Raw genomic sequence first — 16231 nt, 5'->3', positions numbered from 1 at the left:
CTCATTAAATATTTGGATGACAAGCTTTACTGTAACTACGCAAAACTTGACGGATCTTATCGATAACCAACGCCTTAGGTTCGGCTGAGATCAGCCCCTCTCGGACATGGTGAAATTGCTCAGGAAGATATTGGCTCAATAACGGCAAAGGAATGCTATAACGAGACAAGTTTGAAAAAAGTGTGGCTTGAGCCTGTAAAATTGTTTCATCAGGCCAGTAATAACGGATACGGTCACTAAAACTATAGCAACGAGAAAAACGCTGCTGCGACTCATTACCGTGATAATACTTTTGCCAATATTGAGGATGCTCACGCATTTGATTTTCAATGCGCTGTTTAAAATGGGAGCTGTGAGCCGACGCGACTAACTCATCTTCAATGGCCGCTAAATTAAATAACGCTTCACGCATTGCAAAAGTTAAAGCAGGACCAACCTTTAAAATGGCAAAATGATCGGCAACAAGTTGGCAATAAGCTTTATCGGTTTGATAATCAGTAGAATGAGCTTCAAACACCATTTGAGGATATTGATCAACAACTTGACTTAACCCAATGGCTTTTTCTGGTTGATAATCAATAACACCTGTATGGTCAAATTCCACGCCAGGTTGAACCACAAGACCAATCACTCGCTCCCAACAATTAAGGCCTAAAGCTGCAAAAGCACTTCGATGACATTCAATTGTTTTTGTCGCCGCTTGTGCTGAAGTAACTTCCAATTCATCAAGCTCTTCTGCCGCACCCCCAGGAACAGGAACTTCGGTGCCAATCACATAAACGACATCACTTGAACCGAATGTTGCGACCGCAGTTTGCTCAGCAATTCTTGCAAGGCGAGCGGCACGTTCAGCTACAATTTCATCGCTTAACGGAACAGGATCACCAGCACAAGACATGCTGCAATCTAAATGAATTTTTTTAAATCCAGCGGCAACATAAGCAGCGATCAAATCATCGGCTTTACTCATCGCTTCAGAAGCTGGGAGATCTTGCCAACGATTAGGACCTAAATGATCACCACCTAAAATTAATTTTTCAGTAGGAAATTGATATTGCTCAGCTTTATCTAAAACGAAATCACGAAAATCACTGGGAGTCATACCGGTATAACCACCAAATTGATCCACTTGATTGGATGTCGCTTCAATTAATAATGCAGAGTTATCATCTAGGGCTTGAAGTAATGAAGCTTCAATTACCAAAGGATGGGCAGAGCAGACGGAATAAATACCATTTTTTGCGCCTGCTTTATGAGATTGAACAATTTCTTGAAGGGTGTTCATTAACTAACTCCACAAACAACACCTAGGATGCCGCTATGGAGTCAGTTAATCAGTTCTCTTTTTCGACAATAATAACGTCAACTTTCATATCTCGAAGACCTTGTAAATAGTCTTCTGGAATATCAGAATCGGTTACTACCGTATCAATATGACCAAACTCGCGAATCATATGGCAGCTACGTTTCCCAAACTTAGTTGAGTCCACAACCGCAATCACGCGTTCAGAAATTTCACACATTAAACGGTTAAGACTGGCTTCCTGCTCATTGTGTGTTGTGATACCTGCTCGTAAGTCAAAACCATCTACTCCTAAAAAAACTTTATCGAAACGATAGTTTTTCAGGCCGGTTTCAGCTTGAGAGCCAGAAAAAGAGAGTGCGTTCTTTCTAAGCACACCACCTGACATTAACACTTCAACACCAGGGGCTGACGCTAACTCCATTGCTACATCCAGACCATTGGTCATGACAACAACGTCTTCAACTGTTTTTAAGTTCGAAGCGATCTCTCGTGTTGTTGTCCCCGAATCTAGAATAACGGTGTCACCATTGTGAATCAGTTTCGCCGCAGCCTGTCCAATCGCGGTTTTAATTCCCGCATTTTGACGACGCTTTTCATGTACGGTTAATTCTGCAATCACACCTGAGTTAGGAATAGCTGCGCCATGAGAGCGAACAACATAACCATTTTTTTCGAGAAAACTCAGATCACTACGAATGGTGACGCTTGAGACATTAAACTGTGACGCAAGGTCTTCAACGCGTGCTTTACCATCACGGTTCACAACGTTGACAATTTCCATGCGTCTTTCAACAGCACTTTTCACTTCTGTTGTCTCCTATTGAAATCAAATGAAATTACTTTCGAATGATTTCGTTTGTAGATTACACCTAAAAAACACCCAAACAATACGTAAAAATAAAACTTATGATCTCTTTCACAAACTTTCGTTAATCTTCGAATTTGCTTGCGCTATATTACGTATTACGAATCAATAATATATCTCGAAAATAGGAACCACAAACAATATTCGAGTTTTTTCGAGCAATTCGCCATTTTTTGAACGAAAAACAGTAAGAAAGTCAACTTTCGAAAACCTTCTTATTCTTTCATTTTACTTTTTGTGATCATAAACACAGCACAAAAACTGTCGATACCTTACGATCCGCAACAAATCGCAACACAAAAGACTTTTATTTACTTTTATTGTTTTATTATAAATAACTTCAACTAGGAGTTGATGGTATGTCTATTACTCGACGTGGACTGTTAAAAGGAATGGCGGCCTCTAGTGCGCTAGTTTCAGCAGGTTTAACGCCTCATGCGGTATCTGCTTCCGAACAAAAATACGCAAACGAAAATGTTCAAAAGAAACCCAATCTATTGATCATTTTTCCTGATGAGTTTCGAGCGCAAGCTCTAGGCTTTATGAAACAAGATAATAGCTTAACGCCAAATCTTGATAAGTTTGCCAAACAAAGCGTTGTACTACGCCAAGCGGTTTCAAACTTTCCTTTATGTACCCCTTTTCGCGGTATGTTAATGACAGGGCAGTACCCTTACCGTAATGGTATTCAAGGTAATAGCCATACGGGAACCCCTGGTTTCTTTGGTGGTAAAGACTTTGGAATCGAACTTAAGAAAAATACAGTGACCTGGTCTGATATCCTTAAAGAACAAGGGTACAGCATGGGATATATCGGTAAATGGCATCTCGATGCCCCAGAGACCCCATTTGTTCCTAGCTATAATAATCCTATGGAAGGTCGCTATTGGAATGATTGGACTGCACCAGATCGTCGCCATGGCTTTGATTTCTGGTATTCCTACGGTACTTATGACTTACATCTAAATCCAATTTACTGGACTAATGACACTCCACGTGATCAGCCGCTTCATATAAATCAATGGAGTCCTGAGCATGAGGCTGATGTTGCTATTAATTATTTACGAAACGAAAATGGAAAATATCGTGATGCGGAGAAACCATTTACACTCGTAGTTTCGATGAACCCACCACACTCCCCTTACGATCAGGTGCCACAAAAATACCTTGACCGTTTTAAAGGCCAAAGTTCAAAGAGTTTAAATACACGTCCAAACGTACAATGGGATAAAGAGTATTTAGAGGGTTACGGTCCTAACTATTTCAAAGAATACATGGCGATGGTCAATGGTGTTGATGAACAATTTGGTCGTATTGTGGATGAATTAGATCGCCTTAATTTAGCTAATGATACCTTGGTTGTGTTCTTCTCCGATCATGGATGTTGCATGGGCTCAAACGGTCAACCAACCAAAAACGTTCATTATGAAGAAGCTATGCGCATTCCGATGATTTTCCGTTGGCCTGGAAAACTGCAACCACAACAAAACGATTTACTCTTCTCTGCCCCAGATATCTATCCAACCTTATTTGGCTTAATGGGGATGGAGCAGTTGATTCCAGATACGGTTGAAGGAACCAACTTTGCTCGAACTTTACAAGGTATGAAAGGCGATAAAACCCCAACCTCTCAATTTTATACTTTCATGCCTTATGGCGGCCAATCTTACGGTCGTCGGGGCGTACGAACCGATCATTATACTTTAGTGATTGATCGTAAGATCGGAAAGCCTCTCACGGTTACTCTGCATGATAACCAAGCCGATCCGTATCAAATGAAAAATATCGCAGCGGATCACCAAGCAATCGTTGAGAAACTAGTACAACAAGAGCTACTACCTTGGCTTGAACATACAGGTGACCCTTGGCGACCAACCGAGGTTCCAGCAAATAGTGCAAAAGCGTACACCTAGCAGTTATCGATAAATCAACTATCTCTGCCACGAATCTGCTGAATTAGAAAAGATATGTGGTTGATAAAAACTTAACTATAAATATTAGGGACAATCCATGAACACATTAACCAAAGTTGTTATTGCATCAACTCTTGTAACTGCAGGCGGCCAAGCTCTTGCCAATGATTACAAAACCACTATTGAATATCGCCACCAGTATGTTGATGGTGCAAATAAACACAGTGACCGTATTAAAGCATTTTTAGACACAGGAAAAGGTGTTGGTTTCGAACTTGATGCTCGTTATAACAACGACGAAAAAGACAAAATGTTCGACTCAATGTCTATGAATGGTTCTGAGTTCTCCGCATTTTATTATAAGCGTCTAAATCCAAATACCGTTGGCCTTGTCGGTATGTCTCTTGATTTTGTTCCAGATGGCTTAGTCTATGTACCTTATGTTCGTTTAAACTATAAGTTCGATAACAACATTCGTGTTCAAGGCCGTTATAAGTGGAAACTGTGGGACTATTCAATGACAGGTCCAAGTGGTGATAGCTATCATTCAAAAATTCAAGAATTTGATGCGTGGCTAGGCTACAACACTCAAAACTGGGACTTCCAGTATGAATTCCAAATTTGGAAAGAGATGGAAAGTAACGCCCTACCTCAGTTTGATAATGACGATATTAACTATTTACATAATTTCCGTTTGATGTACACCTACAAAACAAAAGATGATACGTCTTGGCGTCCATTTATTGAAATCGGTAATGTGAGCCAAAGCCGCTATACTGATAACCGCCAAACTCGCTACCGCATGGGTATTAAGTACACTTGGTAAACGAATATCAGCTATAAATTGAGATAAACTTGTAAGCCCGATAAAAATAGATTCTAACGATCATTCTTTGTCGGGCTTTTACTTTAACTGGTGATTAATTTAATACCTAAAAGAGTAAACAATCCGCCTGTTAAAGCATCAATATAACGCTGTAGCCGAAAATAGGTTTTCTGAGCCCTTGAATGGGAAAAAACAAGCGCTAACAAGCAATGCCAAACAAACGTAATCAACATCATCGTTGCTATAACCAAGATAGCAATACGGTAATCATGCTCACGAGGGATCGCAAGACTAAATAAGCTGATCACAAACAATCCTGTCTTAATATTCAATATACTGGTGGTAAATGATCGAATAGCAGAGGCACCCCATGAGTGTTTATCCTCTACCTGTCCCGCTAATTGATACCCTCGGCGTACGGTCTTAAAACGACTAAGCCCTAAATAAATAAGATAAGTCCCACCCAAAATCTTCATGACAGTAAATAACCAAGGGTAAAGGGATAGCATAATGACAATCCCTGAAATACCAGCCAATCCCCATAGGCCAACGGCAAGAGTAACCCCAAAAGCGCAAGCCAAGCCATTTGCCTTTCCAGATGCCAAACTGGTATTAATCGTCAAAAAAACATTGGCTCCAGGCGTAATAGCAGCTAAAGACCAGACCACTAACACGTGCAAAAAGACATCAAAATACGCAATTCCGTGCATTTAAATACCACATCCATATCAAGAAAAATTCAATTAATTATAAAATAATCAATAAGTTTATTCACAATAACTTTATTTGTATGCCTTAAAGAAATGCCTCATAATAGCGCCCCTATAATCGTCGATGAAACTGTCTTTAGGTTAAAATGAATGGAACATAAAATCTTGGTGGTGGAAGACAGCCGTCCTTTTCGCCGTGTACTAGAAGTGGAATTACGTAAAGCAGGCTACACACCAATTTTTGCAGAGTCTATCGCTGATGCGGAAAAAATCTTAGATCAAGACCTCGATTTCTTATGTGCAATTCTCGATTACTGCTTACCTGATGGTCAAGACGGTGAAGTGATAGATGTCTGCCTATCGGTTGGGATCAAAGTGATTGTCCTTACCGCTTTAATGGATGAAATGACCCGGGAAAGAGTTCTCGCAAAAACCGTTATCGACTATGTACCTAAAGATAGCCCAAGTTGTATAGCCTCCATTATTCCGATCCTTAATCGACTGGGAAATAATAGCCAGCACAAAGTACTGGTTGTTGATGATTCTATCACCTCTCGAAAATATGTTCGTAGCTTACTTGAACGTCAATACTTAAATGTCGTAGAGGCGTGTAATGGAGAACAAGCATTAGATATCTTTCGTAAAGAAAAAGACATCAGCCTGATTATTACAGATTACACTATGCCCGAACGTGATGGTGTTAGTTTAATCAAAGAAATTCGAAAAACACATAGCCCAAGTGAAGTGGCTGCGATTGGCCTTTCTGCCAGTGATGAGCATGCGTTAACAGCAAAATTTTTAAAAGCCGGAGCCAATGATTTTCTAAGTAAGCCGTTTAACCAAGAAGAATTTTATTGCCGTCTTCATTCTACATTGAATATTCTTGATGCTGAACGAAAGCTATTTAATATGGCAAATACCGACTACCTCACCCAATCTTGGAACCGCCGTTACTTTTTCAATCATCCTGCGACAAAGAAAACATCAGGCCCCAAATGCCTTGCTCTTATTGATATTGATAAGTTTAAACTGGTTAATGATACGTATGGCCATCATGTTGGTGATATGGTCCTTATCAACTTTGCGAAACTACTGAGAACCTATTTCTCGGATTCTCTTGTCGCTCGTCTGGGAGGAGAAGAATTCTGCATTGTATTTGGTAACTCTCAATCAATTTTTTTACAACGCTTAGAAGCTCTGCAAAAAGAACTCAATACTATCCCAACTGTGATTCTCAACAACGATATTGAGTACACCGTTAGTATTGGCGTTACACACGGCGATCAAGACATTCATACTTTGATTTCAAATGCCGATAAATGTCTATATCAAGCAAAAGAACAGGGTAGAAATCAGATTGTAGTCTGTTAAGCCCGATGGATATTAAATCGATTAATCTATAAGAAAACGCTAAATCAAGCAGTTAAAAAGCAAAAAAGCAGAGCACTTAATATGCTCTGCTTCTAATCAGAATACTGTTATATATTCTTTTATCTATAAAATTAAAATCAAACCCCAAGTTACAACGACAAGTCCCATTGCAACAAATACAGCAGCAGAACCGATGTCTTTTGCTCGACCACTTAACTCGTGATATTCCGAGCCAATTCGATCAACTACCGCTTCAATAGCAGAATTCAGTAGCTCTGTAATGACTATAATAAACAGCGTACCTATCATTAGCACTTGCTCTACAACACTGACTGGTAGAAAAAAAGTGATAATGGTTAGTATTGGCAGTAACACCATCTCTTGACGAAATGCCGCTTCATTTTCCCATGCAGCCTTTAGCCCCTGTGCAGAGTAACCCGCCGCGTCAACAATACGCTTTAAACCTGTTGCTCCTGGTTTCATTTGATTCTCTTAGTTGTTTTAGTAAGTCAGGATTATTCCTATTTAGCTTATTATAAACATTTGCAAAGAATTCAAAAACAGATTTGTTTGAGATGAATTTGAGCGAATCAAAAACGACTAATTGTGAATGCTCTATACCAGTCTCTTTCATCTCTTCCGTTTGATAAGTACAAACCACTTCGGCACCCAACCGTAACATCAAATTTAAGTACATTTGATCATGAATACAAATATAAAGTTGTTTATATTGAGGATTGGCGAGCAATAACAAAAACAGCCGTAAATTTGATAGTTCAAAGCATTCTTGAGTTAAGTTGATTTGATCAAATAAAAAAAGAGCATCACATTGCGATGGTGGAGATGATTCAAATTTTACTTGGTTCATCATATCATCAATATGGCCAGACAGTATTGATAACATTTCAGTTTTAATTGGCGCATGAATAAAAAAACCAAAAATTTGATTGTTATCTTCCCAATACCCCAACTGTGCATTAATTTGATCACATATTTGACCTGCAAAACGATTACGGTTAGAAAAGTATCCTAGCACTTCCTTGGGAGTATCGTTAAATGTACTAAAATTAAGTTGATAATCCTGTTGAACCTGCTCGGTTTTAAACATTGCGGCTAAACTGATAACTTTACTGTAACGTTTATTGAGTATCTTGTTGACCAAACCAGATTCATATTCCCCTTGTACAGCCTCAAGACAAAAATACTCTTCTACTTTATTGATGAGAGATAAAACAAACAATCGTTTTTCCATTGGAGGAACTGTTTTACCCCGCTCCCAACGACTCAAGGTTACCGCATCTAGAGAAGAAAACACTTCATTCTGTTGATACAGAAAATCCAGCATTTCTTTTTGCGTTAGGCCTTGTGCTTTACGGTGCTTCGTAAATATTTGTGCAAAACAGTTACTCATTTAGCATAGTCTCCTAAATTCAACTTTAAATGATATTAGCACAAATTTGACAAAGTAATAATTTTCTACAATTACCCTTAATAATTAGAAAAAAAAACTAAAATAATGTTATTTAACAGTATCTAGAGAAAAAAATACTCAAAAAGATAGCACATAGCAAATAAGAAAATAACATAAAAAATTATGCCATGTCAGACATATACATAAAGCAGCACAATAAGCATTCAACCAAAACAATAAAGAGGAATGCTATGTTTAATCATTTTTTATCTCAATATAGAGAAGAAAATAACCTAACTCAACAAGATATGGTTGATCAATTGGCAAGTTATCACCCAAGTTTTAATAAACTTGATACTGTAACCTTAAGCAGATGGGAAAACGAGAAAACACTACCACCACTTAAAAAACAATTTTTAGTATTTGACTATATAAATAAATTATGCGAATTCACAACAGCATACATTCCATCAATAAAAGATCAATATCCTTTATTGGAGAGCTATATAAATAACAAATTCGAGAATAGCAATATAATTATATCCGATATATTAAATACAAATAATTGCTATTTTACCAAAACAAATAATGACCCATATCTTAATATTGAACAATTTGTGATCGATTATTTCCAAAACGAATTTGTATCTGACTTTGTACTTAGAGAAAATATTGAAACTATATCTTGGAATAAAAACAATCAATTAGAAGCCTGCCTTATATATACATCACCAATAAAAGAACATAATAATGACAATATGATTTTCATGGGCGTTTTTGCAAAGAACAGAACAAGTTTTGAACTAATCTATAGGGAATTATATGAATTGATATTAGAGTCTAATGTGGAAAATATAATAATGTATAGTTTCGACGATAATGGCTATAAATTATTCAAAAAATTAGGAGGGGAAATAATAAAAATAACAAGAATTTCAAAAGACATTATTAAATATATTTTTAAATTCAATAGAATTGATTTCTTATCCAATAAAGACATATTTTTTTATTATAAATCATTGAAATAAAAGTAGATGAGTGAATCTGTACAGCCCCTTAGTAGATCGTTTAAAGCTTATAGGACAATTCTATCCCGAACACTCGGGATGCCAAACAATCTTACACCTCCGCTATCTTTGAGGGGTTATCTTTCTGAATGTGTGTAACTTATGTTGTTTAGTTTTAAGTTCAAGAAGAAGTTATTAGGTTATCACTAAAATTTAAGGCAAAGTCACTTAGGTTCTGCCTTTCTGTTCTGACCACGTTTTGCTTTCCTCACTTATTTCAATCCTATGTAAAATCGCTGTTTACTCAGTAGGTGGCCATACAAACCGTAATAAACTATCACTCTCTTTCTTTGAGTTATATTGGGACATGGGCATCTCCTTTTAATGTCGGCCTATTTCTCTCAGTTGTTGAGCTTTCCAGTACATTAGTAATCTACAAAAGTGTGCCTAAGCTACTCCCTTGTATAGTTTCTCATTATAGACCTCTTGCTCCCAAGAGATCCATTTCGGAAGACCCCGATAGCGAATAGATTTGTGTATCATTAAAAACACCAGCTCATCACAGATTTAAAAATATACTTCCTCCCTTCGCAGTGCCTCACGGTTTTGGCTAATGTACTCCAACAGAGGCTTTGCTGTCGATCAGTTTGGTTTTACCCCACACCAACACCAGACTAATATTATATAGAACTAGACCTTTCACAGTTACTGCATTTATTCCCAGTCCCCTCTTTCAAACACAACATAGGTCTGACTGAGTATTAGGATTAGCGATATTTCGAACGCTTGCGTTATGGTTTTACCCTACCATTGACCAGTAACAGCCTTACGATTCAGACTTCTTCAACCTCATGGTGTTGCTAGCTTCGCAGGACAAACATCAAGTAGGGTGAGGCGTCACCGCCTCATCCCTCTTACAGAACCGTACGTACGGACCTCGTATACGGCTCATGTATACTTCCATTCAGCATAATTGCTGAACACATACCCTGTCTTTATATGCCCTAAATTTACCAGTCCTAGGTCGACGAACCACTGGTTTGGCATCGCATAACTCGCAAGTGGACTCGCTGCATTTTTCCAACTATTCATCTTGATGAATTGGAACGGTGGTTTGTACCCAAGCTGCTTTAGCCTGCGGTGCAACTTCATCGGCTTTTTCCATAATTTTAGTTGGATGCTGCGTAGTCTGCGTCTTAGCCATGCTACTAGGCTCTTAAACTCTCTGCTGGTATTGGCGATTTTAAAATACTGACCAAACCCGCGTAATACTGGGTTCAGGGCATCGATGATCATTGTTAGTGGCTTACCACTATTTCGCCGTGTCATCTGCTTCAACTTTCTTTTGAACCCTTTGATTTTCTTCGGTTGAATACGGGTATAATTACTCCCTATTTCAACGCCTAGAAATTTTACCCCTTCCGCACTGTGTGCGATATGAGACTTCTCTTGGTTCACTTTCAGTTTCAGATCATGCTCTAGTATTTTTCTGGCTTGCTTGAGCGCGTTCTCTGCACCTCGCCGACTTCGACAGAAGATTAAAATATCATCTGCGTAGCGCACGATTCGGTGATTTCGTTTACGCATCTCTTGATCAAAGGCATCAAGGTAGATATTTGCTATCAGCGGACTAATAACTCCTCCTTGAGGACTGCCGATCTCTGTTACATGCCATTCTCCATTCGCTATCACCCCACTTTGTAAGAACTGTTTAATCAGTTCTAGTATGCTGCTATCTGTGATCCGCTTTTTGATACTTGTCAGGATAAGCTCGTGGTCGAGCTTATCAAAGCACTTCGACAGATCCATATCGACTACATGTCGCATGCCATATCGACGGATGAACATTGTGGCCTTATTGATAGCATCATGGCAGCTTCTTCGAGGCCGATACCCAAAGCTAGATGGGTGGAACTGCTCCTCGAAAATTGGGGTGAGTAGATCGTTTAAGGTTTGTTGGACAACTCTATCCCGAACACTCGGGATGCCAAGCAATCTTACACCTCCGCCATCTTTGGGGATTTCAACCCTTCTGACTGCTTGTGGTTTGTATTGCTTAGTTTTGAGTTCAAGAAGAAGTTGATCGAGGTTATCACTCAGATTTGAGGCGAAGTCACTCAGGCTCTGCCTATCAATTCCGGCCGCGCCTTTTGCTTTCTACACCTGTTTAAATCCTTTGTAGAGTCGCTGCTTACTCAGCAGGTGACCATACAAACTGTAGTAAACTCTCACTCTCTTCCTTTGGGTTGTGTGCTATGTGGGGACAGGGTATCTTCTTTTAATGTTGGTCTATTTCACTCTGCTATTTAGCCTTCTAGCACATTGGCAATCTACTAAATTGAGCCTGAGCTACTCCCTTGTACAGTTTCTCGTTTTAGACCTCTTGTTCCCAAGAGCTCCATTTCGGAAGACCCCGATAGCGAGTCGGTTTGTGTACCACTAAAAAAAAAATACCTGCTCATCACAGACTTAAAAGTATACTTCCTCCCTTCGCAATGCCTCATCGATTTTGGCTAATGGACATCCCAACAGACGCGATGCTGTTGGTCAGCTTAGTTTTCCCCTCCACACCATTACTGGGCTTCACAGGCCAAGCCTTATTCACTACTACGGATTCATCTGCCACCTCACACCAACACCAGTCTTGGCACTCACCTTGAGCTAGTGCTTCTGGTCTTATCCAGATGTGATGTCAGGCTTCCCCAGTTACTGCACTGGCTCCCTGTTAACAATGCCACCCTCAAGCACAGCATAGGTCTGACTGAGTATAGGGCTTCGCGATATTTCGGACGCTTACCCACCTACACTGCCGAAGCAGGTTTACTTGTGTTGTGTACTGTTAATTTCCTATCGCTTCCTTCAGACCCCACCGTTGGCCAGTGACGCCCTTGCGACTCGGATTATCTTCCCCTCAGTCGGGGTGATTCAGATTTCTTTCAATCTGACGGGTTTGCCAGCTTCGCTGGGCAAACGAAAAAGGGGGAGCTTAGCCCCCCTATTGGTTTATATCAATCATTTAATGAGAACAACATTTCTAACCATTTGCTTATAATTTTCAAATCGTTTTTTAGTTGATTCAGATGGGTTGACATGTATATCTTCGTACATACAAGTTGGTGCTATCTTTTCACTTGGTGTACCGGCACCACCCCATCGCCACCTTTCCCAATGCCAAGGACCAATACCACTCCATTCCATTTTTCTTCCTGGCTTATCTTGACCTTCTTCGTAGTTTTCTTTGACAACCCTATGTATATAAATGTTCTCATCAGATAATCCAAATATCCAGCCATCTAATGGATAGGCTTTTCCATAGTCATGAGGAATAAGATATTCATTTCCACCAATTAAACGACAATATTCTTTTTGATTTGTATATAGAACTCGAGGATTATTATTGGCAAACCAACGTCTTGATAGAATTAAATCTTCTAACCCTGGAACCTCAAAAAAACGTCCTTCATCATATGCCAAACAAAATTTTCTCCCATGTATTCTATCAAAGTAGGCAAATTGTAAACAAACATCTACATTTTTTGCAAAAACTCTAACATCATGGGGCTTTATGTATTGATCAATTTCTGAATGATTTGTATGAGCCGTTAATGTTACAAGTCCTTCTTGAACACCTGTTAGATTAAATTGATTCGAACCATCTTTAGTGATTACTGCGGGACCTTCTGGTTCCATAGAAACACTTTGAACAACAATATCTTCTGGCAATGGCTGCCAAGACTTACCGCTATTATATGAGATTTCGAATGTCACAGGAATCGTTTCTTTAACAGAAACGAAAGGTCTCACCCTCATTTCAATAATAGGATAATCAATTACTTCGACTTGCTTTGAGTCACTAACCGGGGAATCAATAAGTGTTCCTGTTATATTAGTTAAACCAGACTTTAAGGCAGTTATATCACCATTATTAACGTCAATATTTAGAATATTATCATTACCAACAGAATAATTTACATATTCATCCGGAATAACAATTTCTTCTCCTGAATCTAATTTTGTCGTTAAATAAGCATCATCATTTTGTCCAACATAGAGCTTATCTTTTGAATGAATCGTAACTTGATCTGATTCTACCTGCATAACACAAGTAAAATAACCTGTTGTAGTAGATGTTTCTTCAATCCATTGATGAGTTTTAAAATCAAATGCCCCTTTATTCTCTAACCCCCAAAAAATATGACTCTGAGGCCAATTGTACTTATCAAAAAGGGTAGATCCAGAAGCGCTTCTATCGAGTTGCTCTAACTGAATCCCAGTGGCTAGTGTCATCCCAATATCTGAACAATATTGCTGAGCATCAGTTTGAGAAAATAAAGCGATATCTAAACCATTAGGACCATTTGACCCATCTTCTGTATAAATATGAGAAGGATCTGGTCTTTCATATCTAGTATCAAGAACATCATAAGCCGTTAATGGAGCAGTAAAAATACCTACATTGGGCAAGAAGATAAGATCGTATGCAGGTTTTACATTGATTTCAACAATGCCAATATCGCTATTGCCTAAATGATCAGATATATAATCTGACACATAATATTTACCTTGATATTGAGATTGAAAAGAGAATTCAACATTACGTAAATCGTCTTGATTATCAATCTTCACAGATGCTGCATCATAAGTATCTAACATATATACATCTGTTAATTGGACTTCACTAAGAGGTACAGATCCCTCTTTTATAGCATCTAAGTCATTAAGATTGACTGTTATTGTCTCACCTGCAACAACATCTTTTTCTAAAGCTATATCATTAGCTTGTGGTGGAATGATATCATCACTAGAAATATTAACATTAATATAACCATAAACAGATTTATTCTCTGGATTATCACTCTCTAGAGAGTAATAAACACGATCCGAACCAATCATATCGGTAGAAAAAGATAATGTATCATTTGTAATATCATTATCAACCTGACCATTCCCGACTACTGATGAACTAACCAAATGATAATCAAAAGGATAATCACTTCCTAGAGAAGATTTAAGGTCTATCACCAAGGGCGCATTTGCCTGTTCTATGCTTTTATCTAAATTAAGAATAGGTAGAATATCACCCTGTTCTCCAGCTGATACAATATAGGTTACATTTGACGACTTCTGTATATTATTATCAGATACATATTCAACATTTACCTTACATAGGTTGGATTTATTATCAGTGATAACCAATGATAAATCATCAATAATAGGAGCTGAACAATCACCAGATAATATAGTAACATTTTTTATTGATACAGAGCCACTTCCTTGCTTATGGATATTATCTGAAAGGTCTATATGCTTACTTTTATCATTGGATAAAATTACATGATGAAAACTATTTTCAACATTAAAATAAAAATCATCTTTTATAGTTCCTTCTCCACCATCAGAGCCATTGCAGCCAAATAGCAAAGAAGAAACTATAACAAACACTATAGTTTTTATCTTTTCCATTATTAAATCACCTATTTATTATTTTAAACATGTGAGATAACCAATTCCATCTGAATAAGTCACTTCACCAGTTTTAAAATCAAAAAGAAAACCTTCACTGGTTATATATTTCTTAGTGATTGGCCAATAATATTGTTCAAATAGGTTTTCTTCAGCATTATTATAAAGTTTTTTTAACTCATCTATACTAGGAACAAAAGATCGCATTTTATTACATACTTGGACAGACCCAGTAACATCAAATAATGGCATTATTACACCTTTCGGACCAAATTCCCCAGTTTCTTTATATTTAGCAACAACACTTTTTTTTTCGTCTTCAGATAGAGAATTTATTTCTTTTGGCGCAACAAAAGTTGTATCTATACCATCAATATCTATCGTAATATCCTGGTAAGGAGCACCACCAACATTAACCTGAATAATCCCTACAGCTAATCCTCCAAGTTCGTTAGTCACATAATAAGTTACATAATGAATTCCAGGTTGTTCAGATACAAAACTAAATTCATATTGATTGATAATAGATACATCAGCGTTAAATGCTGATACATCAGCTAATTGTAGTTTTTGCCCTTTATCATCAAAATGCCCCTGAATATTAATATTATTTTCTTCACCAGGCGTAACTACAGCCTCTGCAATAAAGTTATCTGCTTCTGGCTGCTCTATTCCGATATCTGACACTGCAATATCAATGAAACCCGGAGTAATTGTCTTGCCATCAGTAAGAGAATAATAAATGCGATTCCTGCCAACAATTGAGCTTGAGAATGTTATTATAGATGACTCTTTATCGATATCATCTATATGTCCTTCACCGTTATTACTAGCACTTAGAATTACAAAACCATCAGGATATCGATCAGCTAATTCTTTTTTTAGATCAATCTCGATAGGATCTGTATTTATTGTAGTTGTCAAACTAATAGCTAATAAATCTATATCATCGTTTGAATCTGAAATTAAAAGATATTGATTACCATTTCCTGATGATGATTGAATATCACTACTAATGGGTATATTTCTCACCGTATAATCAAGATTACATGCTGTTTTACCATTTGTCGTTAATTCAAGCGACAATGAATCTTTATCAAAAGAGATAATAGAGCAATCTTCAGATGATGAATTTATTGATTCTAAATACAGAGGAAAACCAGCAGGATCGACTACCGAATGAGATAAATCGATATGATATATCTCATCATTATTATACTCAATTTTATCAAAGATATCAGTGATAATAGGTTTATCTGCGCTTTTTACAACTGACGAGTTATCGTTATCTCCATCACAACCACTTAATAATGAAGAGATAATACAGGCAACTGCAATTATATTTATCTTGTTCATATT

Annotated in this window: 11 protein-coding genes and 1 pseudogene; 4 read left to right on the top strand and 8 right to left on the bottom strand. The window is 37.8% G+C overall.

The window, feature by feature from the left end; all coding sequences use genetic code 11:
* Positions 1-4: 4 nt before the first annotated feature.
* Positions 5-1285, bottom strand: a complete 1281-nt coding sequence (gene kbaZ / locus CTN07_RS12715; protein WP_005306176.1) for a tagatose-bisphosphate aldolase subunit KbaZ — start codon at positions 1283-1285, stop codon at positions 5-7.
* Positions 1286-1334: 49 nt separating this feature from the next.
* Entirely contained in the window at positions 1335-2111 is a 777-nt protein-coding gene (agaR, locus tag CTN07_RS12710; RefSeq protein WP_005306179.1) for a transcriptional repressor AgaR, read from the bottom strand.
* Between the two features lie 419 nt (positions 2112-2530).
* Here agaR and CTN07_RS12705 point away from each other — a divergent pair, with 419 nt between their 5' ends.
* Together CTN07_RS12705 and CTN07_RS12700 are read left to right on the top strand one after the other, a co-directional pair.
* The gene (locus tag CTN07_RS12705) at positions 2531-4084 is read left to right on the top strand and encodes a sulfatase family protein (RefSeq protein WP_005306182.1); all 1554 of its coding nucleotides are present in this window, start codon (positions 2531-2533) and stop codon (positions 4082-4084) included.
* Positions 4085-4181: 97 nt separating this feature from the next.
* A complete protein-coding gene (locus tag CTN07_RS12700; RefSeq protein WP_005306185.1) occupies positions 4182-4910 on the top strand; it encodes an oligogalacturonate-specific porin KdgM family protein in 729 nt (242 codons plus the stop codon).
* 83 nt (positions 4911-4993) lie between these two features.
* Here the strand turns inward: CTN07_RS12700 and CTN07_RS12695 are convergent, their stop codons facing one another.
* Complete coding sequence (locus tag CTN07_RS12695; protein WP_005306187.1) at positions 4994-5620, bottom strand: LysE family translocator; 627 nt, start codon at positions 5618-5620, stop codon at positions 4994-4996.
* 150 nt (positions 5621-5770) lie between these two features.
* On the opposite strand from CTN07_RS12695, the gene CTN07_RS12690 reads away from it, so the two are divergent.
* Positions 5771-6991 carry a response regulator gene (locus tag CTN07_RS12690; protein ID WP_005306189.1) on the top strand — a complete coding sequence of 407 codons (1221 nt, stop codon included), beginning with the start codon at positions 5771-5773 and terminating at the stop codon, positions 6989-6991.
* A 123-nt stretch (positions 6992-7114) separates the two neighbouring features.
* Here CTN07_RS12690 and CTN07_RS12685 read toward each other — a convergent pair whose 3' ends face one another.
* Together CTN07_RS12685 and CTN07_RS12680 are read right to left on the bottom strand one after the other, a co-directional pair.
* On the bottom strand, positions 7115-7474 hold the full coding sequence (locus tag CTN07_RS12685; RefSeq protein WP_036765868.1) for a diacylglycerol kinase: 360 nt from the start codon (positions 7472-7474) through the stop codon (positions 7115-7117).
* Positions 7437-8402, bottom strand: a complete 966-nt coding sequence (locus CTN07_RS12680) for a helix-turn-helix domain-containing protein (protein WP_005306192.1) — start codon at positions 8400-8402, stop codon at positions 7437-7439. The genes CTN07_RS12685 and CTN07_RS12680 overlap by 38 nt, the downstream gene beginning before the upstream one ends.
* A gap of 251 nt (positions 8403-8653) precedes the next feature.
* On the opposite strand from CTN07_RS12680, the gene CTN07_RS12675 reads away from it, so the two are divergent.
* On the top strand, positions 8654-9430 hold the full coding sequence (locus CTN07_RS12675) for a transcriptional regulator (protein ID WP_005306195.1): 777 nt from the start codon (positions 8654-8656) through the stop codon (positions 9428-9430).
* Positions 9431-10357: 927 nt separating this feature from the next.
* Here the strand turns inward: CTN07_RS12675 and ltrA are convergent.
* The 3 genes and pseudogenes from ltrA to CTN07_RS12655 all read right to left on the bottom strand — a co-directional run bounded on the left by ltrA (position 10358) and on the right by CTN07_RS12655 (position 16228).
* Positions 10358-11641: pseudogene (ltrA, locus tag CTN07_RS12670) on the bottom strand (group II intron reverse transcriptase/maturase).
* 780 nt (positions 11642-12421) lie between these two features.
* Positions 12422-14872, bottom strand: coding sequence for a hypothetical protein (locus CTN07_RS12660; RefSeq protein ID WP_005306199.1), 2451 nt, complete (start codon positions 14870-14872; stop codon positions 12422-12424).
* 18 nt (positions 14873-14890) lie between these two features.
* A complete protein-coding gene (locus CTN07_RS12655) occupies positions 14891-16228 on the bottom strand; it encodes a hypothetical protein (RefSeq protein ID WP_005306203.1) in 1338 nt (445 codons plus the stop codon).
* Positions 16229-16231 lie beyond the last annotated feature (3 nt).

The sequence above is a fragment of the Photobacterium damselae genome (assembly GCF_003026815.1).
In the GTDB taxonomy this organism is placed as follows: Bacteria; Pseudomonadota; Gammaproteobacteria; order Enterobacterales; family Vibrionaceae; genus Photobacterium; species Photobacterium damselae.
The sequence above is the reverse complement of the archived record's forward strand: the minus strand, read 5'-3'. Positions and strand labels throughout refer to the sequence as shown.

Coding starts and splice junctions, on each gene's coding strand:
- CTN07_RS12695 (WP_005306187.1), bottom strand. CDS start 5,620: ATGCACGGAATTGCGTATTTTGATGTCTTTTTGCACGTGTTAGTGGTC.
- CTN07_RS12700 (WP_005306185.1), top strand. CDS start 4,182: ATGAACACATTAACCAAAGTTGTTATTGCATCAACTCTTGTAACTGCA.
- CTN07_RS12690 (WP_005306189.1), top strand. CDS start 5,771: ATGGAACATAAAATCTTGGTGGTGGAAGACAGCCGTCCTTTTCGCCGT.
- CTN07_RS12685 (WP_036765868.1), bottom strand. CDS start 7,474: ATGAAACCAGGAGCAACAGGTTTAAAGCGTATTGTTGACGCGGCGGGT.
- kbaZ (WP_005306176.1), bottom strand. CDS start 1,285: ATGAACACCCTTCAAGAAATTGTTCAATCTCATAAAGCAGGCGCAAAA.
- CTN07_RS12660 (WP_005306199.1), bottom strand. CDS start 14,872: ATGGAAAAGATAAAAACTATAGTGTTTGTTATAGTTTCTTCTTTGCTA.
- CTN07_RS12705 (WP_005306182.1), top strand. CDS start 2,531: ATGTCTATTACTCGACGTGGACTGTTAAAAGGAATGGCGGCCTCTAGT.
- CTN07_RS12680 (WP_005306192.1), bottom strand. CDS start 8,402: ATGAGTAACTGTTTTGCACAAATATTTACGAAGCACCGTAAAGCACAA.
- CTN07_RS12655 (WP_005306203.1), bottom strand. CDS start 16,228: ATGAACAAGATAAATATAATTGCAGTTGCCTGTATTATCTCTTCATTA.
- CTN07_RS12675 (WP_005306195.1), top strand. CDS start 8,654: ATGTTTAATCATTTTTTATCTCAATATAGAGAAGAAAATAACCTAACT.